This window comes from Streptomyces sp. NPDC057136, from assembly GCF_042670885.1.
GTDB lineage: Bacteria > Actinomycetota > Actinomycetes > Streptomycetales > Streptomycetaceae > Streptomyces.
This window is the reverse complement of record NZ_JBHUUV010000014.1, coordinates 119,402-136,377: the sequence shown is the minus strand read 5'-3', so window position 1 is coordinate 136,377 and position 16,976 is coordinate 119,402. Positions and strand designations below refer to the sequence as shown.

Sequence of the window (16,976 nt, the reverse complement as noted above, 5' to 3'; positions counted from 1 at the left end):
GTGACTCAGAGCCGCTCGGGCGTCCGGATGCCGAGGAGCTTCATGCCCTGGTGGAGAGTGCGGGCGGTGAGCTCGACGAGGAACAGACGGTTCTCGACGACCTCCGCCGGATTCTCGTCGCTCAGGACCTGGCACTGGTCGTAGAACGTGGTGAGGTGCGAGGCCAGCTGGTAGAGGTACGCGGCCAGCTTGTGCGGCTCGTACCCGGCGGCCACCTCGGACAGGACCTCGCCGAACTGGTCCAGGTGCAGACCCAGCGCCCGCTCGGCCGGGGCCAGTTCCAGCTCCGGGTGCGCGGCCGGCTTCGCGTCACCGGCCTTGCGCAGGATGGAGCGGATACGCGCGTACGCGTACTGGAGGTACACCGACGTGTCGCCGTGCAGCGACACCATCTGGTCCAGGTCGAACTTGTAGTCCCGCACCGCGGACGTCGACAGGTCCGCGTACTTCACGGCCCCGATACCGACGTACCGCCCGTTCTCGACGATCTCCTCTTCGCCGAGGCCCACCTTCTCGGCCTTCTCGCGCACCACCGTCGTCGCCCGGTCGATCGCCTCGTCCAGCAGGTCCACCAGCCGGACCGTCTCGCCCTCACGCGTCTTGAACGGCTTGCCGTCCTTGCCGAGCACCGTGCCGAAGGCCAGCTGGTGCGCCTTCACGTCCTCGTTGAGCCAGCCCGCGCGACGGGCCGTCTCGAAGACCATCTTGAAGTGCAGGGACTGCCGGGCGTCCACCACGTACACCAGGGTGTTCGCCTTGAGGTTCTGCACCCGGTCCCGGATCGCGGAGAGGTCGGTCGCCGCGTAGCCGTAGCCGCCGTTCGTCTTCTTGACGATCAGCGGGACCTTGTTGCCGTCGGGGCCCTTCACGTCGTCGAAGAACACGCACAGCGCACCCTCGGAGCGGACGGCGACGCCCGTCTCCTCCAGAATCCGGCAGGTGTCCTCGAGCATGTCGTTGTAGCCGGACTCGCCGACGACGTCGGGGTCGCGGATGTCCATGTCGAGCTTGTTGAAGACGGAGTAGAAGTAGATCTTCGACTCGTCGACGAAGCGCTGCCACATCGCGAGCGTCTCCGCGTCACCCGCCTGGAGTGCCACGACCCGGTCCCGGGAGCGGGCCTTGAACTCCTCGTCGGAGTCGAAGAGCACCCGCGATGCCTTGTAGAGGCGGTTCAGCGACGACATGGCCGCTTCGCCGTCGTCGGCGCCACCCCGGTGGTCCAGCTCGTGCGGGTGCTCGATCAGATACTGGATGAGCATGCCGAACTGCGTGCCCCAGTCGCCGATGTGGTGGCGCCGGACCACGTTCTCGCCGGTGAACTCCAGGATCTGCACCATCGCGTCGCCGATGACCGCCGACCGCAGGTGGCCGACGTGCATCTCCTTCGCCACGTTCGGCTGGGCGTAGTCGATGACGGTCGTGCCCGGATTCCCGGCGAGCGGGACGCCGAGGCGGCCCTCGCCGTCCGTGGCGCGGGCGGCCAGCGTCTCGATGATCGCCTTGTCCGTCAGCGTGATGTTGAGGAAGCCGGGGCCCGAGACCTCGATGTCCTTGATCAGGTCGCCCGCCGGAAGGGCGGCCGTGACCTGGGACGCGAGCTCGCGCGGGTTGCCCTTGAGCTTCTTGGCGAGCGCCAGGATGCCGTTGGCCTGGAAGTCGGCCCGGTCGCTTCGGCGCAGCAGCGGGTCCGCGGTGCCGGCATCCGGCAGTGCTGCCGTCAGGGCGTCCGCCAGCTGCTGCTGGAGCGTGGAAGCGAGGGAATTGACCGAGCCTGACTCAGGCATGGGACGGGCTGCCGTTTCCGTAGGAGTACAAGGGATCGCCCAAGTATCCCACGTGGTGTAAAGCCGTTTTCGCGCTGTGGGGGGTACCTGGGACAATGGCCGTGCCCCCTGACGGGATCTATACGAGAGAAGGACGTGCCGACCGTGGCCGAGAGTCAGACCAGCACCGAGACCGACTGGGTCTCCCGCTTCGCGGACGATGTCATCGCCGAATCGGAGCGTCGTGCGCCTGGCAAACCGGTCGTCGTCGCCTCCGGCCTTTCCCCGTCGGGCCCGATCCACCTGGGCAACCTCCGCGAGGTCATGACCCCGCACCTGGTCGCCGACGAGATCCGCCGCCGCGGCCGCACCGTCCGGCATCTGATCTCCTGGGACGACTACGACCGCTACCGCAAGGTGCCGGCCGGCGTCCCCGGTGTGGACGAGACCTGGGCCGAGCACATCGGCAAGCCGCTGACCTCGGTGCCCGCCCCGGCCGGTTCCGCGTACCCGAACTGGGCCGAGCACTTCAAGGCCGCCATGACCGAGGCGCTGGACGAGCTCGGGGTCGAGTACGACGCGATCAGCCAGACCGAGCAGTACCTGGCGGGCACGTACCGCGAGCAGATCCTGCACGCCATGAAGCACCGCGGCGACATCGACGCGGTCCTCGACCGCTACCGGACGAAGAAGGACCCGGGCGCGGCGGCCAAGGGCGGCAAGAAGCCGCAGCAGCAGAAGAAGGTCGACGAGGCCGAGCTGGAGGCCGCCGAGGGCTCCGGCGCGGCGGACGAGGACGACGGCAGCGGCAGCACCGCCGGCTACTTCCCGTACAAGCCCTACTGCGGCAACTGCGAGAAGGACCTCACCGTCGTCACCTCGTACGACGACGACAGCACCGAGCTGAACTACACCTGCTCGGCCTGCGGCTTCGCCGAGACCGTCCGGCTGAGCGAGTTCAACCGCGGCAAGCTGGTCTGGAAGGTCGACTGGCCGATGCGCTGGGCGTTCGAAGGCGTGATCTTCGAGCCGAGCGGAGTGGACCACTCCTCGCCCGGCTCCTCGTTCGTCGTCGGCGGCCAGATCGTGCGCGAGATCTTCGACGGCGTCCAGCCGATCGGACCGATGTACGCGTTCGTCGGCATCTCCGGCATGGCGAAGATGTCCTCCAGCAAGGGCGGCGTCCCGACGCCCGCCGACGCGCTGAAGATCATGGAAGCGCCGCTGCTGCGCTGGCTGTACGCGCGCCGCAGGCCCAACCAGTCGTTCAAGATCGCCTTCGACCAGGAGATCCAGCGGCTGTACGACGAGTGGGACTCGCTGGCGCGCAAGGTCGCCGACAGCTCCGTACTGCCGGCCGACGCGGCGGCCTACGCACGGGCCATCGGCACGGCCGCAGGTGAGCTGCCCAGCACCCCGCGCCCGCTGCCGTACCGCACCCTTGCTTCGGTCGCCGACATCACGGCCGGTGCCGAGGACCAGACGCTGCGCATCCTCAGCGAGCTGGACCCGGAGAACCCGCTGTCCTCGCTGGCCGAGGCGCGGCCGCGTCTCGACCGCGCCGAGAACTGGATCACCAGCCAGGTCCCGGCCGAGGCACGCACCATCGTCCGCGACGAGCCGGACAAGGAACTCCTCGGCTCGCTGGACGAGCAGGGACGGGAGTCGCTGCGGCTGCTCCTGGAAGGGCTGGACTCGCACTGGTCGCTCGACGGGCTGACCACGCTCGTCTACGGCGTACCGAAGGTGCTGGCCGGCCTGGAGGCGGATGCCAAGCCGACGCCGGAGCTGAAGGTGGCCCAGCGGTCGTTCTTCGCGCTGCTGTACCGGCTGCTGGTCAGCCGCGACACCGGGCCGCGGCTGCCCACGCTGCTGCTCGCGGTGGGGGCGGACCGGGTGCGCGTGCTGCTCGGCGCGTAGGCGCAGTAGTCGTTCGTTCGCCGGTCGGGCTGTTACTCAGCCCGACCGGCGATCGGCGTTTCAGGCGATGTGTTCCGCGGCCATCTCGTTGTCGAAGCGCTGCTTGAACCCGGGCAGCAGACGGCGGAGCAGGGCCGCGCTGCGCGGGTGCCTGACGTTGTGGCCGTCCGAGAGGTGTATGTCGAGGACTTCGGCGCTCGGGTAGTCCTGGTGCTGATGGGTGTACGCGGTGAACACCTCGTACGCGATGGTGCTGAACTCGACCTCCGCCTCGGCCCACTCCGCCGGGTCCGCTTCCTGCTGCGGGTCGGATTCGGGGACGGAGGCGGGTTCGGCGAGGGGGGCCGGGAGCGGCTCGGGCTGGGGCTGCTGCTCGGCCCGGTACTCCGCGTTGCGGGGGTGAGGGACGGCGCCGATCGTGCCCACGTCACCGAGCGGGCGGGTCCGGCCGCCGGGGCCCGACGGGATCATGACCGGGGTGGGCTCGAGACCCTCGACGTACGTCGGGTTGTACGCACCCTCGTACGCGCCCTCCGGTACCGGCGGCGCCGCGAACCACGGGCTTTCGTGCCCGTGTTGCTCTTGCTCGTCCGGCAACTGCTGGGGGTGGGGCGTGCCGTGCTGCTGTTGCTCGTAACCCTGCTCGAAGTCCCGCTCGTTCCCCTGCTGGTGCTCCTGGCCCTGCTGGGGCTTCTGGTGCTCCTGAGGTGCGGTGTACGGCAGTTCGGCCTGCGGCTGGACGGGGCCGACCGGAGGCAGCAGGGCCGGTTCGATGCCCGCCGCCGCGAGTCCGGCCGGGGCGGTTTCGGCGAGCGGGACGCCGTACTTCGCCAGGCGCAGCGGCATCAGTGACTCGATCGGGGCCTTGCGGCGCCAGTTGCGGCCGTAACGGGCCTGCAGGCGGGCCTGGTAGATCAGCCGGTCCTGTTCGAGCTTGATGACCTGCTCGTAGCTGCGCAGCTCCCACAGCTTCATCCGGCGCCACAGTTTGAACGTGGGGATCGGGGAGAGCAGCCAGCGGGTGAGGCGTACGCCTTCCATGTGCTTGTCGGCCGTGATGTCCGCGATCCGGCCCACGGCGTGGCGGGCGGCCTCGACGGAGACGACGAACAGGATCGGGATCACCGCGTGCATGCCCGTGCCCAGGGGGTCGGGCCAGGCCGCGGCGCCGTTGAAGGCGATCGTCGCGGCGGTCAGCAGCCAGGCGGTCTGACGCAGCAGCGGGAACGGGATACGCATCCACGTCAGCAGCAGGTCGAGCGCGAGCAGGACGCAGATGCCCGCGTCGATGCCGATCGGGAAGACGTACGAGAACGTCCCGAAGCCCTTTTCCACGGCCAGTTCGCGGACGGCCGCGTACGAGCCCGCGAATCCGATCGCGGCGATGAGCACCGCACCGGCGATGACGATTCCGATGAGTATCCGGTGCGTGCGTGTCAGCTGCATCGCGGCCACGCGCGATCCCCTCCCCGACTTCTGTCCTGGGCTGCTGCCCTCCGCCCGACTCAGGACGTCCGGCGCGGGCACAGCCTGGCACATGCGCAGGGCACGCGTTGCGCGGGGAGGGGGGAAGCCCGGCTCCGGAGGGAGAGCCGGGCTTCGTAAAAGCGCCTGTGGACAGGGGGGTTGGGGCTTCTGCCGGGCTACGTCACGATGTGCCGACGGTTTCCGGTGCCCCGGTTCCTAGGACCTGGTCTTGGTGGACGACTTGGTGGATGACTTGGCGGACGGCTTGGCCGAGGTCTTGCCCGTGGCGGGCGCCTTGGTGCCGGCGGAGTCGGAGTCCTTGTCGGCGGCCGCGTCGGCGGTGGTGACCGAGGCGACCGCTTCCTTCGCCGCCTTCTCGGCACCCTTCAGGACGTCGGAGGCGGACGGCGCCTTGGCACCCGCGTAGCCCGCGCCGTTGTAGGTGAGGGTGACGACGACGTTCCCCGTACGTGCGACGACCGTCGCGTACTCGAAGTCCTCACTCGTCTTGGTGAGGTCGTACGTGATGGCAGTGGCCTGCTCGCCGATGCCGTCTACGGCCGCGGTCCTGAGCTTCTTCGCGTCCTCGGTGGCCTGGGCCTTGGCGACCTGCTTCGTGTAGTCCTCCGTGGCGCGCTTGGCGCCGCTGCCGAGGGACTGGTCCGAGGCGAAGCGGGTGAAGCCGATGTCGAGCCAGCGGTACTGCGAGCCCTTGACGCCGTTGTCGTCCAGGCCGTTCCAGGAACAGCCGGCGCGGGCCGAGACGTCGCTGGACTTGCCCGGTGTGCCGTCCTTGACCTTGGCCTTGGGGACCAGGGACGAGATCGTCTTCTTCGCGATCGCCTTGCACGGGTCGGGAAGCTCGCTGAACTTCGCCGGCTCGACAGTCGGCGCCGTCGGCTTCGCGCTCGCCGAGGCGGAGGCGTCCGAGTTCTTGTTGCCGTCGTCCGACGAGCAGCCGGCGACGACGAGCATCACCGGGACGGCGGCGCAGGCGAGTATGCGGGACAGTCGCGGAGCTGATCGGTGCATGGTTCCTTCACTCGGATGGCACGGCGGTCTCGTGCGGGTCTTCGGTCGGGCAGTGGGGTGGTCCGGAGGGCCACGGTACGACGGACGGCGGCCGGATGCCGCCTCGGTCGCGGACCTCGCGAGGGCGGCCGGGTTGGGTCGCCGGACGTCGGGCGGTGGCTATTCGCTGAGCGTCTCGGCCAGGTTCCGGGCCAGCGCCCGGGCCTTTTCCTGCAGTTCCTTGCTGTCGGGGACCTTGGTGACGAGGGCCGGCTGCTCGGTGTACTGAACGGTCACGATGACGTTCGATGTGCGGAATACCACGCTCACGGTGCGGTGCTGTGCGGTGGAACCTGCCCGTGTGAGGACATCGTCCAGAAATGCCGTATCTCCGAGGTTGTCGAGGATGCGCGGTTCCAGCTCCTCGGCGGTGGTGCCCGGGGTGCCCGTCGTGTCGGCGGTGTCGGTGGGGTCGGCTGTGCCTGGGGTGTCGGAGGCGCCTTCCGTATCGGCGTTCTTACCGGTGTTCGTCCCGGTGTTCGTCCCGGTGTTCTTGCCGGTCGACGGGGTGGCGGACGTCGAGCCCTGGCCCGTCTCCTTCTCCCCGCCGGGGGAGGAGGCGGCCGGCAGGTCGGCGGCGATCTCCTTCTTCGTATAGACCTCGCCGGCCCGGTCGTCGTCACTCACCGCCGGGTCGTACGACACGACGCGCTCGAAGTCGATGACGAGGTTCCGGGACATGTCCGGGGACTCGGACTTCCAGCGGCAGCCGACCTTGCGGTCGGTGTCGTAGGTGACGGCGGCCGTGCCCTCGTACACCTTCTCCTGCTGCTCCTCGGGCAGTTCGGCAGTGCCCGGCAGGAGGTCCTTGAGGGTGGAACGCGGAACCGCGCGGCACGGTTCGGGCAGGGTCCGGTACTTGCCGGGCGGGGCGGCCGAGACCGTCGGGCTGTCCACCTTGCTGTCGGCGTCGTCGGCATCGCCGCCCGAGCCCGCGCTGCAGCCGACGACGAGCGCTGCGAGAAGCGCGACGCCGGGTACATACGCCATGTGTCGCACGCTCCCAGGCTCCCTTCGGTACGAAAACAGGTTGCCGCTCGATAGCGGCCGGTGGACACAATGTGTATCGCACGCGCAGCTGTGAATGCCGGTCGACCGACTAGTTTGCCGATCTTGGCGCCAGTTTTGCGCTTTCAGTCTTTTCGGGGGAATCGAGGGGTTATGTCGTATGTAGAGGTACCGGGGGCGCAGGTTCCGATTCGCATGTGGGCCGATCCGGCCTCGGTCGAGGACGGGGCGATGCAGCAGCTGCGCAACGTTGCCACGCTGCCGTGGATCAAGGGTCTCGCCGTCATGCCGGACGTTCATTACGGCAAGGGTGCGACCGTCGGTTCGGTGATCGCCATGCACGGTGCGGTCTGTCCGGCGGCGGTGGGCGTGGACATCGGCTGCGGAATGTCGGCGGTGAAGACGTCCCTGACAGCCAACGATCTGCCGGGTGATCTGTCGCGGCTGCGGTCGAAGATCGAGCAGGCCATTCCGGTGGGCCGGGGGATGCGCGACGAGATGGTCGAGCCGGGAAAGCTGCACGGCTTCCCGACGGCGGGCTGGGACGACTTCTGGGGGCGGTTCGACGGGATCGCCGATACGGTCAAATTCCGTCAGGAACGTGCCACTAAGCAGATGGGAACGCTAGGCGGGGGGAATCATTTTGTCGAGATTTGCATTGATTCGACCGATGTTGTTTGGCTCATGCTGCATTCCGGCTCGCGGAACATCGGTAAGGAGCTGGCCGACCACCACATCGGTATCGCGCAGAGCCTGCCGCACAACCAGGGCCTGATCGACCGGGACCTGGCGGTCTTCATCTCCGAGACCCCGCAGATGGCGGCGTACCGGAACGACCTGTTCTGGGCGCAGGAGTACGCGAAGTACAACCGCGCGATCATGATGCGGCTCCTGAAGGACGTCGTCCGCAAGGAGTTCAAGAAGGCCAAGGTCGCCTTCGAGCAGGAGATCAGCTGCCACCACAACTACGTGGCGGAGGAGCGGTACGAGGGAATGGACCTGCTCGTCACCCGTAAGGGGGCGATCCGCGCCGGTTCGGGGGAGTACGGGATCATCCCGGGGTCCATGGGGACGGGCTCGTACATCGTGAAGGGCCTGGGGAGCGAGAAGTCGTTCAACTCGGCCTCGCACGGTGCCGGTCGGCGGATGAGCCGGAACGCGGCGAAGAAGCGCTTCTCGACGCAGGACCTGGAGGACCAGACGCGGGGCGTGGAGTGCCGTAAGGACTCCGGTGTCGTGGACGAGATCCCGGCTGCGTACAAGCCGATCGAGCAGGTCATCGAGCAGCAGAGGGACCTGGTCGAGGTCGTCGCAAAGCTGAAGCAGGTCGTGTGCGTAAAGGGGTGAACCCCGCGCGGCGACGTAAGTGAGCCCCGGGCCGTATGCGGTCCGGGGCTCCTCGCTGCGACTGCTGTGTGCCGCGGTGAGGTCAGAGGGTGCGGTGGATCTTGGAGTTGGAGGCCTGGGCGCGGGGGCGGACGACCAGGAGGTCGATGTTGACGTGGCTGGGGCGGGTGACGGCCCAGGTGATCGTGTCGGCCACGTCGGATGCGGTGAGGGGGGCGTCGACGCCCGCGTACACCTTGGCGGCCTTCTCCGTGTCGCCGCGGAAGCGGGTGGTCGCGAACTCCTCGGTCTTGACCATGCCGGGCGCGACCTCGATGACGCGGACGGGGGTGCCGACGATCTCCAGGCGGAGGGTTTCGGCGAGGACGTGCTCGCCGTGCTTGGCGGCCACGTAACCGCCGCCGCCCTCGTAGGAGGAGAGGGCCGCGGTGGAGGAGAGGATCACGATGGTGCCGTCGCCGCTCGCGGTGAGGGCGGGCAGCAGGGCCTGGGTCACGTTGAGGGTGCCGATGACGTTCGTCTCGTACATCTCGCGCCAGTCCGCGGGGTCGCCGGTGGCGACGGGGTCCGCGCCGAGCGCGCCGCCCGCGTTGTTGACGAGGACGGCGAGGGAGCGGAAGGCCGTGGCGAACTCGTCGACCGCGGTGCGGTCGGTGACGTCGAGGGCGTACGCCGTCGCTTCGTGGCCCGCCTCGGTGATCTCTGCGGCGAGCGCCTCGATGCGGTCCTTGCGGCGGGCGGTGAGCACGACGCGGTAGCCGGCGGCGGCGAGCTGCCGGGCGGTCGCGGCACCGATGCCGCTGCTCGCGCCGGTGATGACGGCGATAGGGGTGGCGGCCATGGCGATCTCCTCGGACAGCTGATCGGTACGGGAGTCAGGATAGGCAGGCCGGTGGGGCGGGTGTTCAGCGGCTGCGGGGGGCGTACATGATCAGGGCCATGCCTGCCAGGCAGACCAGGGCGCCGATCACGTCCCAGCGGTCCGGGCGGTAGCCGTCGGCGACCATGCCCCAGGCGATGGAGCCGGCGACGAACACGCCGCCGTACGCCGCGAGGATGCGACCGAACTCGCCGTCCGGCTGGAGCGTCGCCACGAATCCGTACAGGCCGAGGGCGATGACACCCGCGCCGATCCAGATCCAGCCCCGCCCGCCGTGCGCGTCGCTGCCCCGGACCCCTTGCCAGACGAGCCAGGCTCCGCCGATCTCGAAGAGTGCGGCGACGGCGAAGAGGGCGATGGAGCGCGCGACGAGCATGGGAGGAGCGTTTCACGTGGGGCCCGGGTGGGCCGTGCGGGTGGGGTGAGGCGCGTCGAACCGGTCATCAAATAGGGATGATTGTGGGCGATCGGTATGTTCACCGCATGGTAGCGACGCGTAGAGCTCTGCTGGTGGTGTCCGCCGCGGCGGCGATGGCGGCGACCGTGCTGTGGGGGGCGGGGCCCTCGGCCGCGGCCCGGCCCGTGGCCCGGGGCGTGGTGCCGGAGGCGGATGTGTCCCATCACGGGCATGTCTCCCTCTGGGGTGATCGGCTCGGAATCTGGCTGGAGAGTGCGAACAGCGGTCCGTGGGATCTGGTGGACGCCACGGTGCGGCTGCGGTTCTCCACGCCTCTGGCGGGTCGTCAGGGGCTGCCGCAGGGCTGCCTCTGGGGTGGCAGCAGCACGGTGCTGTGCCGGACGGGCCCGTTGCCGGCGGACGGGGAGATTCGGCGCGCTGCGCTCGATCTGCGGCTCGGAGCACGGCCTGCCGAAGTGGTCGTCCGGGTCGACACCCTGTGGAGCGGAGGTGTGCCCGACCAGGCCCCGCAGAACAACGAGCACGAGGTGCTGGCACCGGCCACGGGAGATGCGTACGTCTTCTGAGGTGGTGGGACGTCGGGGCTGATGGTTCGGTGAGCTGTACCTTCTGCGGATCGAACCCGCTGCCACCATGCCTCGCGAGGAGGTCGTGGCCTGGCTCGCGCCGACGATCCAGCGCTATCTGACCGCGGAGCGGCCGTATCCGAATTCGCGGACGGCGTCCGCGACGATGGTTTCCAGGTGTGAGTGGTGGGCTCCCCGCCAGTACACCCGGTCGCACTCCGTGCACTGGGCGAACACGTCGTAGGACCGTTGCGTGCCGTGCTCCAGCTGGGCGCTCACCGAGCCCTTGTCTGCGTCCGCCAGCTTCCCGTTGCAGGCGGTGCACCGCGTCCACGGCGCGAGGACCGGCGCGAACCGGCCCAGTACGTCGCGGAGCTGGGCCTCCGGGCGGTCGCTGTAGATGTACGCCCCCGCCCAGATCTCCCGCCGCCGCAGCAGCCCCCGGTCCCGGGAGAGCATCACCCGCTGTTCCGTGGCCGAGAGCGTGGCCAGCGCCGGGTCGCCGATGTCCTCGCTCTCGTACGCGGCGTCGACGCCCAGCAGCCGCAGGCGCCGGGCGAGCGTGCCGAGGTGGACATCGAGCAGGAAGCGCAACGGGGCGCCGGGAACGCGCTGAGGGCGTTCCACGGCGCGGACCTCGACCAGTTCACCCGCGCTGGGGATGTGCGATACGGGTACGGGGCGGCCGTCGACGAGCAGTTGTCCGGCCTCGGTGAGCGGGACTCCGAGAGACTCCACGACATGGCCGAGCGTCGACGAGCCGTCGGTGGTGACGCTGGTGCGTCCGACCCGGCGTTCGTGTGTAACGAAGAGCCGCAGCTCAGGTGCTACTTCGAGGTCGATCTCCGGTCCGTTCACCACGTCAGGATGCCATTGCGCGGGGCGTGGCAGCGAGGCTTTTCCGGAGCCGCGCCGGAGCCGCGCCGGAGCGCTCGCGCGGAGCGGGGGCGCCCCGCCGGGCGGTTACGGCACGACGCGGTAGTGCGTGGTGATGCGTCCGCCCGCACCCCGGACGCCCTCGTCCAGGACATGGAAGGCGACCCCGGGCGGTGCGACGCGGTCGACCAGTCCCTCGCCGCTCTCCCACGGCAGTCGCAGAGTCGAGATCACTCCCGGTGCCACGAGCAGGGGCCGCCCGGCGAAGGTGGCCGCCATGGACGTGTGTGCGTGCCCGGTGAGGATCGCCGGGACGTTGTCGACGGGGCGCTCGCCGAGCAGTTCGGCGAAGCGTGCCGCGTTGGTCAGGTTCGTGGAGTCCAGGTACGGGTGATGGACCGTGGCCGGCGGGTGGTGGAAGGCCGGGAGGGCGGGGGTGTCACCCAGGTCGTCCAGGGTGCGGGCCAGCCAGTCGAGGGTCTCCTCGTCGAACCGTCCCGCGTCCTCGCCGGGGATCGTCGAGTCGCAGAGCAGGAGCGCGTAACCGGTCACGTGGTGCAGTCGGTTGATGGGGCCGGTGGCGGTGCCCGCCCCTTCGGGGTGGTCGTCGCCCAGCAGGACCTTGCGGTAGGTGGCGCGGTCGTCGTGGTTGCCGGGGCAGGGGAATGCCGGGGCGGTGAGCGCGGCGAGCAGCCTGGCCGCCTCGGCGTACTCCTCGGGGGCGCCGTGGTCCGCGATGTCGCCGGTCACCAGGACCGCGTCCGGCTGCCGGGTCAGGGAGTTGAGGTAGGTCACCACTCGGGTGGCCCGGTCCGTCGCCCGGTCGGTTCCGTCGAGATGCAGATCGCTGATGTGTGCCAGCAACATCGGTGGGTCCGTCCCTCGGTGAGTCAGCTAATGGTTCAAGCTTATTCATCCATTAGATCCGGGGATCGCGCAAGGCCTACCCGCCCGTGGAGCCCAGGTCCAGCCGCCAGTCGTTCGTCAGCAGGGGGTTGCCCGGCGGGTACTCGAGCTCGCAGGTGCCCTGCAATGTGAAGCCGGCCTTGCGGCACACCGCGTTCGACGCGCCGTTCTCCACGGACGGATAGGCGTGCAGATAGCGGTGCTTGTGCGCGGCCCGCGCCTGCGCGGCGACCGCCGCCGTCGCCGCTGTCGCGATGCCGAGACCCTGGAAGCCCGCGAGGACGGCCCAGCCCGTCTCGTACACCTCCTGGCCCTGCCAGGTGCGCTCCCAGAAGCCGATCGTCCCGACGTCCTCGCCGTCGGCGGCCAGGACGATCCGGAACATCCGGCCCCTGCCCGTCCGGTCGGCGCTCAGTGCCACATACCGGCCGTGGCGGGCTGTCAGCTGCTCCTCGCTCTCGGGTCCGCCGAGGTGATCCATCAGCTCGGGTGCGTTGGCCCGGCGGAGCAGTTCCAGGTCGCCTTCGGCCCAGGGCACGATGCGAACGGGGGCGGTGGGCCGGTCCGGCGAGGACGGTGATGACGCGGCGCTTTCCATACCGAAAACTGTAGAGCCGGGCACTGACAACGGGGCGGGGCAGCGGGCGGCCGCTCCGGTCAGCGCGGGGCGAAGGCCGTCGGCGGTACGCCCACCGTCGCGGTGAAGTCCCTGACCAGATGCGCCTGGTCGCTGTAGCCGAGGTCCGCGGCCAGCGCCGCCCAGTCGGTCTCCGGGTCCGACTCGGCCCGCTCCAGGGCTTCGTGGATGCGGTAGCGGAGGATGACCCACTTGGGGCCGACGCCCACGTACGTGGAGAAGAGCCGTTGCAGCGAGCGCGCGGACAGGCCCTCGGTGCGGGCCAGCTGTCCGACCCGGCGCAACGAACGGTCCTTACGCGCGCGTTCGGCCACGGCCATGGCCCGGTCGGCCTGCGGATCGGGACGGGGCCCCAGCGACAACAGGTACCGGTCGAGTGCGGCGACCCGGGCGTCCTCGTCCGCCGGGTCCAGTACGGCCGCCGGGGACGGTCGCGCGGACAGCACCTGATCTGCGGGAATCCGTCGGCCCGTCCACTCCGAGACCGGCCGGTCCGGGGCGAACGGGCGGAATCCGCCGGGCCGGAACTGTACGCCGCAGACGCGCCCCCGCCCTTCCAGTTTCTGGGCGAAGAGGTCGAGGCCGATGCCGGAGATCTCCGCGAAACCGGCCTGTTCCCTCTCGTTGCCGCTCTCGAACCGCTGGAAGACGAGGTTCACCGAGGGGTGCGGCACCACATGCGACACGTACGGCTGGGGCAGGTCCCAGTCGATCAGCCAGTAGTGCTCCAGGTACGGCCGCAGGGCGGGGGCCGGCTCGCGGCGGCGGAAGCGTACGTGCGTGAACAGGTCGGGGGCGTCGACGATGCCCCGGGTGTCGTGTCGAGGTCCGGCCATGCGAACGATCCTATGAGCGCTCCAGGTCCGTGGCGCGTTTATTCAAGACACCGACGGCCGCCGGGTGCACGGTCTGAGGCATGCAGAAGATCAGTGAATTGCTGGCAGCCGCCCGCGCCCAGGCCCTTCCCGTGGTGGCGGGCATCGACGACGAGCGGCTCGGAGATCCCACGCCGTGCAGCGAGTACGACGTCCGGGGCCTGGTCAACCATCTCTTTCAAGTGATCGTCAACTTCCAGGCGCTGGCGGCCAGGGAGCCGACGGACTTCGGTGTGACCCCGGATGTCGTGACGGGCGACTGGCGCGGCAGGTTCGCGGAGGAGACGGCGCGCCTGGTGAAGGCATGGGACGCACCCGGCGTCGAGGACGGTGTGACGGGCAGGATGGGGATGCCGGCCAGGACCGTCGGCCTCATGGCGCTGGGCGATCTGACCGTGCACGCCTGGGATCTGGCGCGGGCGACCGGTCAGGACTTCGAGCCGGACGAGGCCGTGGTGGACGAGGTGGGTCCCGGTCTTGCCGCGCTGGCCCCGAAGGCCCGGGAGGGCAAGGTGTTCGGCGAGCCGTTCCCCGTACCGGCCGGGGCTAGTGCCTTCGAGCAGGCGCTGGCTGTGACCGGTCGTGACCCTGGCTGGCGTTCGCCCCAGGTGTGACGGCTGTGGCCACTGGGGCTGGAATCCGTACCCCGGGGGTGTCGTAGAGGGGGCCGAGGACCTCGTACACCCCGTCGACGATGTCCTCGGCCCGGGTCAGCATCGCGCGTTCGGCCAGTCGGGCCGCCTGATGGGTGTACGGGGACGGCGGCGCCGGATGACTGCGCCGCCACCAGCTGTCGCACGCCGCGTAGATGCCGCTCGCGAAGACCAGCACGGGGATGGACAGAGCCAGCAGGACGTCGTCCACGGTGGGCCTCCCTCGGTGTCGATGCCCCTTGCATCGGCACGTTCGGCAGGTCAGCTGAAGATGGGTCTTCGGCCAATGACTGGCCGGATAGAGCCGAATGGGGGCGTACGCCGGACTCAGGGCCGCGGAGTGTGCAACGCCCAGAGATGCAACGCGCCCCCGTCCGGCGACGTCGTGTACCAGGTTCCGTCCCCCAGTCCCCAGGGCACACCGGCTATGGGCGTGGGATACGCGAGGAGCCGTGCGGGGTCCATCTCCGTCGTGCGCAGCAGCCAGTGGCGGGCGGCGCCGTACTCCTCGTCGTGCTCCGTCGTGCCGGCGACGGCCCACTCCTCGTCGATGTGGCCGCACACGTAGTCCCACATCACCTGGTCCGCGTAGGGGTCGTCCTCCTCGGCGCCCGGATGGCGCGGCAGGGTGTCCTCGGCGTCCAGCTCCGCGACGACGGTGGCGTCGGCGGTCTCGTGCAGGGCGATCGAGTCCTGGTCGTGGCCCACCGTCAGGAAGTGCTTGCCCGAGGGGCTCACCGAGGTCAGGATGCGCTCGCTCTCGCAGAAGTGCTCCACGGAGAGCTCCCGGCCGTCCCACCGGCCCCAGAGGAGCGGTGCCCCGTCCTGGCCCTCGCCGACGCTGAGTCCCATCAGGGCCGGATCGGGGTGCGGTATGTGGTCCGATCCCGCCGCCACGGTGTCGGCGTCGGCCCGGCCCAGCACCGTGCCGTCGGCGGCGTCGATGACCAGCCATTCGTCCACGGCCTCGGGGTCCGGTCCCGACGCGGCGACCGGGCCGCGGATGTGCGCCCAGACGACCGAGCCGTCCGCGGAGAACATCGCCGAGCCGCTGTCCGCGTACAGATGCCCGTGGCTTCCCGTCGCGTACTCCTCGTACGAGCTGTGCAGGATGCGGCAGCTGCCGTCCCAGCAGCCGTGCCGGACCTCCCAGCGCACCACGCCCGAAGGCTCGACCGCGCGCACCGCGTGCAGCCCGGCGAAGACCGCGAGACCGGTGTCGGGGGCGACGGTGAACGTGCCGAAGGTGCTCGGCCAGGGGGCCGGGAAGCGGGTCTGCGGAGTGCCTTCGGCGTCCAGGTCGACGACGGCCACCTCGGTGTCGCCGCGCTGCACCAGCAGCCTGCGGCCGGTCGGCCACCGGAGTATGGAAGGGGCGTCGACCGTCTCCCCTGCCGGGCCCAGGGGAGCCTTGAATGTGGTGACGGGCCGAGCGGTCACTGCGCCGGTCATGGGGTCCCCTCCCGAAGTGCCTGGTGATCTACGGGAACTGTAGGGCGAGGGTCCGACAGTGACGTTCTGCGGCGGAGGGTCCCCCCCTTTTGCGGGGGCTTCAGCCGCGCGGGGCCAGCAACTGCCCCATGGCGGCGATCACGGACGGCTCGACCCGGTAGTAGACCCAGGTGCCGCGGCGTTCGGAGGTGAGCAGGCCCGCGTCCTTGAGCTTCTTGAGGTGGTGGGAGACGGTCGGCTGGGAGACCCCGACATCGGAGATGTCGCACACGCACGCCTCGCCGCCCTCGTGGGACGCGACGAGCGAGAAGAGGCGCAGCCGTACCGGGTCGCCGAGTGCCTTGAACATCGTGGCCGTACGGACGGACTCCTCGGCGGTCAGCGGGCGCTCCGAAAGGGGCGGGCAGCAGGGTGCGACCGGTGACTCCAGCAGGGGCAACGCCTTCGCATTCGACATATATCTATGTTGACACACATCGAATCAAGTCGGTCGAGCCGACCACATCGAGCCGGCCACAGGGGGAGAGGAGGTCGCGATGACCGGCTACGGCCAGACCAGGCAGTACGCCTGGTGGCCCGCGTCGTGAAGGCGGTAGGAGAAGTCCTGCCACTCGTGGAGCAACTGGTAGACGTTGAATGCGTCGCGGGGGCCGCCTCGGTCCGGGACCGTGGACCAGATGAAGGCTGCCGCGCCGACCGACTCCTCGCCGACGTCGCGCAAGGGGTCGACGACCGTCATGGGGAGCTTGACCACTGCGTAGTCGGGGTGCAGAACGACCAGTTCGAGCGGGGGGACCTTGTGCAGGGGTATGCCCTGTATGCCGGTGAGGACCATCGCGGCCACCGTCTCCGGCTTGATCTTCGTGAACATGCCGCCCATGCCCAGCTCGTCGCCGCCGAGCTCCTCGGGGCGCATCGAAATGGGCACACGTGCTGCCGTGGCCCCGTCGGGGGCCCCGAAGTACTTGTAGGTCACCCCCACGCGGCCACTGCTCCTGCTTCCGGAACTTCTCGCGTTCCCTGCCTGCATGCCCTGTACGCGCTCGGCCTCGCGCCGGTGCCGCCCTCGTCGGGCAGGCTCGGGCCCCAGGTCGTCGGTCCCTTCGCCCACTCCGCCACCGCGATGCATATCTC

The 16,976-nt window shown here is 69.8% G+C and carries 18 protein-coding genes and 1 pseudogene; 5 read left to right on the top strand and 14 right to left on the bottom strand.

The window, feature by feature from the left end:
* Positions 1-5 precede the first annotated feature (5 nt).
* Positions 6-1,787: an arginine--tRNA ligase gene (gene argS / locus ACFT7S_RS19090; RefSeq protein ID WP_382733148.1), complete on the bottom strand. Its 1,782-nt coding sequence runs from the start codon at positions 1,785-1,787 to the stop codon at positions 6-8.
* A gap of 135 nt (positions 1,788-1,922) precedes the next feature.
* Here argS and lysS point away from each other — a divergent pair, with 135 nt between their 5' ends.
* A complete protein-coding gene (lysS, locus tag ACFT7S_RS19085; protein WP_382733145.1) occupies positions 1,923-3,686 on the top strand; it encodes a lysine--tRNA ligase in 1,764 nt (587 codons plus the stop codon).
* A 60-nt stretch (positions 3,687-3,746) separates the two neighbouring features.
* Here lysS and ACFT7S_RS19080 read toward each other — a convergent pair whose 3' ends face one another.
* The 3 genes from ACFT7S_RS19080 to ACFT7S_RS19070 all read right to left on the bottom strand — a co-directional run bounded on the left by ACFT7S_RS19080 (position 3,747) and on the right by ACFT7S_RS19070 (position 7,214).
* Complete coding sequence (locus tag ACFT7S_RS19080) at positions 3,747-5,141, bottom strand: DUF2637 domain-containing protein (protein ID WP_382733142.1); 1,395 nt, start codon at positions 5,139-5,141, stop codon at positions 3,747-3,749.
* Between the two features lie 228 nt (positions 5,142-5,369).
* On the bottom strand, positions 5,370-6,185 hold the full coding sequence (locus ACFT7S_RS19075; protein ID WP_382733140.1) for a DUF3558 domain-containing protein: 816 nt from the start codon (positions 6,183-6,185) through the stop codon (positions 5,370-5,372).
* 159 nt (positions 6,186-6,344) lie between these two features.
* Positions 6,345-7,214: a DUF3558 domain-containing protein gene (locus ACFT7S_RS19070; protein WP_382733137.1), complete on the bottom strand. Its 870-nt coding sequence runs from the start codon at positions 7,212-7,214 to the stop codon at positions 6,345-6,347.
* A 171-nt stretch (positions 7,215-7,385) separates the two neighbouring features.
* Between ACFT7S_RS19070 and ACFT7S_RS19065 the strand changes: the two genes are divergently transcribed.
* Positions 7,386-8,579, top strand: coding sequence for an RtcB family protein (locus ACFT7S_RS19065; RefSeq protein ID WP_382733134.1), 1,194 nt, complete (start codon positions 7,386-7,388; stop codon positions 8,577-8,579).
* A gap of 82 nt (positions 8,580-8,661) precedes the next feature.
* Here ACFT7S_RS19065 and ACFT7S_RS19060 read toward each other — a convergent pair whose 3' ends face one another.
* On the bottom strand, positions 8,662-9,420 hold the full coding sequence (locus ACFT7S_RS19060; protein ID WP_382733132.1) for an SDR family NAD(P)-dependent oxidoreductase: 759 nt from the start codon (positions 9,418-9,420) through the stop codon (positions 8,662-8,664).
* A 64-nt stretch (positions 9,421-9,484) separates the two neighbouring features.
* Positions 9,485-9,835, bottom strand: coding sequence for a YnfA family protein (locus tag ACFT7S_RS19055; protein WP_382733129.1), 351 nt, complete (start codon positions 9,833-9,835; stop codon positions 9,485-9,487).
* A gap of 107 nt (positions 9,836-9,942) precedes the next feature.
* On the opposite strand from ACFT7S_RS19055, the gene ACFT7S_RS19050 reads away from it, so the two are divergent.
* Positions 9,943-10,443 carry a hypothetical protein gene (locus ACFT7S_RS19050; RefSeq protein WP_382733127.1) on the top strand — a complete coding sequence of 167 codons (501 nt, stop codon included), beginning with the start codon at positions 9,943-9,945 and terminating at the stop codon, positions 10,441-10,443.
* A 37-nt stretch (positions 10,444-10,480) separates the two neighbouring features.
* A pseudogene (locus ACFT7S_RS19045) lies at positions 10,481-10,579 on the top strand (TetR/AcrR family transcriptional regulator); the annotation flags it as partial.
* Here ACFT7S_RS19045 and ACFT7S_RS19040 read toward each other — a convergent pair.
* From ACFT7S_RS19040 to ACFT7S_RS19025, 4 genes are all read right to left on the bottom strand, one after another.
* On the bottom strand, positions 10,558-11,301 hold the full coding sequence (locus ACFT7S_RS19040; protein ID WP_382733125.1) for a Mut7-C RNAse domain-containing protein: 744 nt from the start codon (positions 11,299-11,301) through the stop codon (positions 10,558-10,560). The pseudogene ACFT7S_RS19045 and the gene ACFT7S_RS19040 sit on opposite strands and share 22 nt — an antisense overlap.
* 105 nt (positions 11,302-11,406) lie before the next feature.
* Positions 11,407-12,186: a metallophosphoesterase gene (locus ACFT7S_RS19035; RefSeq protein ID WP_382733122.1), complete on the bottom strand. Its 780-nt coding sequence runs from the start codon at positions 12,184-12,186 to the stop codon at positions 11,407-11,409.
* A gap of 76 nt (positions 12,187-12,262) precedes the next feature.
* On the bottom strand, positions 12,263-12,823 hold the full coding sequence (locus tag ACFT7S_RS19030; protein WP_382733119.1) for a GNAT family N-acetyltransferase: 561 nt from the start codon (positions 12,821-12,823) through the stop codon (positions 12,263-12,265).
* A gap of 59 nt (positions 12,824-12,882) precedes the next feature.
* The gene (locus ACFT7S_RS19025; RefSeq protein ID WP_382733116.1) at positions 12,883-13,698 is read right to left on the bottom strand and encodes a DUF6597 domain-containing transcriptional factor; all 816 of its coding nucleotides are present in this window, start codon (positions 13,696-13,698) and stop codon (positions 12,883-12,885) included.
* An 80-nt stretch (positions 13,699-13,778) separates the two neighbouring features.
* Here ACFT7S_RS19025 and ACFT7S_RS19020 point away from each other — a divergent pair, with 80 nt between their 5' ends.
* Complete coding sequence (locus ACFT7S_RS19020; protein WP_382733113.1) at positions 13,779-14,351, top strand: TIGR03086 family metal-binding protein; 573 nt, start codon at positions 13,779-13,781, stop codon at positions 14,349-14,351.
* Here ACFT7S_RS19020 and ACFT7S_RS19015 read toward each other — a convergent pair.
* From ACFT7S_RS19015 to ACFT7S_RS19000, 4 genes are all read right to left on the bottom strand, one after another.
* Complete coding sequence (locus ACFT7S_RS19015; protein WP_382733110.1) at positions 14,284-14,601, bottom strand: hypothetical protein; 318 nt, start codon at positions 14,599-14,601, stop codon at positions 14,284-14,286. The two genes, ACFT7S_RS19020 and ACFT7S_RS19015, sit on opposite strands and share 68 nt — an antisense overlap.
* 116 nt (positions 14,602-14,717) lie before the next feature.
* Positions 14,718-15,842 (bottom strand): hypothetical protein, encoded by a 1,125-nt coding sequence (locus ACFT7S_RS19010; protein ID WP_382733107.1) that lies wholly within the window; start codon positions 15,840-15,842, stop codon positions 14,718-14,720.
* A 100-nt stretch (positions 15,843-15,942) separates the two neighbouring features.
* Positions 15,943-16,299 (bottom strand): ArsR/SmtB family transcription factor, encoded by a 357-nt coding sequence (locus ACFT7S_RS19005; protein ID WP_382733104.1) that lies wholly within the window; start codon positions 16,297-16,299, stop codon positions 15,943-15,945.
* 87 nt (positions 16,300-16,386) lie between these two features.
* On the bottom strand, positions 16,387-16,971 hold the full coding sequence (locus ACFT7S_RS19000) for a hypothetical protein (protein WP_382733101.1): 585 nt from the start codon (positions 16,969-16,971) through the stop codon (positions 16,387-16,389).
* Positions 16,972-16,976 lie beyond the last annotated feature (5 nt).

Coding starts and splice junctions, on each gene's coding strand:
- argS (WP_382733148.1), bottom strand. CDS start 1,787: ATGCCTGAGTCAGGCTCGGTCAATTCCCTCGCTTCCACGCTCCAGCAG.
- ACFT7S_RS19075 (WP_382733140.1), bottom strand. CDS start 6,185: ATGCACCGATCAGCTCCGCGACTGTCCCGCATACTCGCCTGCGCCGCC.
- ACFT7S_RS19070 (WP_382733137.1), bottom strand. CDS start 7,214: ATGGCGTATGTACCCGGCGTCGCGCTTCTCGCAGCGCTCGTCGTCGGC.
- ACFT7S_RS19065 (WP_382733134.1), top strand. CDS start 7,386: ATGTCGTATGTAGAGGTACCGGGGGCGCAGGTTCCGATTCGCATGTGG.
- ACFT7S_RS19060 (WP_382733132.1), bottom strand. CDS start 9,420: ATGGCCGCCACCCCTATCGCCGTCATCACCGGCGCGAGCAGCGGCATC.
- ACFT7S_RS19055 (WP_382733129.1), bottom strand. CDS start 9,835: ATGCTCGTCGCGCGCTCCATCGCCCTCTTCGCCGTCGCCGCACTCTTC.
- ACFT7S_RS19050 (WP_382733127.1), top strand. CDS start 9,943: ATGGTAGCGACGCGTAGAGCTCTGCTGGTGGTGTCCGCCGCGGCGGCG.
- ACFT7S_RS19035 (WP_382733122.1), bottom strand. CDS start 12,186: ATGTTGCTGGCACACATCAGCGATCTGCATCTCGACGGAACCGACCGG.
- ACFT7S_RS19030 (WP_382733119.1), bottom strand. CDS start 12,823: ATGGAAAGCGCCGCGTCATCACCGTCCTCGCCGGACCGGCCCACCGCC.
- ACFT7S_RS19025 (WP_382733116.1), bottom strand. CDS start 13,698: ATGGCCGGACCTCGACACGACACCCGGGGCATCGTCGACGCCCCCGAC.
- ACFT7S_RS19020 (WP_382733113.1), top strand. CDS start 13,779: ATGCAGAAGATCAGTGAATTGCTGGCAGCCGCCCGCGCCCAGGCCCTT.
- ACFT7S_RS19010 (WP_382733107.1), bottom strand. CDS start 15,842: ATGACCGGCGCAGTGACCGCTCGGCCCGTCACCACATTCAAGGCTCCC.
- ACFT7S_RS19005 (WP_382733104.1), bottom strand. CDS start 16,299: ATGTCGAATGCGAAGGCGTTGCCCCTGCTGGAGTCACCGGTCGCACCC.
- ACFT7S_RS19000 (WP_382733101.1), bottom strand. CDS start 16,971: ATGCATCGCGGTGGCGGAGTGGGCGAAGGGACCGACGACCTGGGGCCC.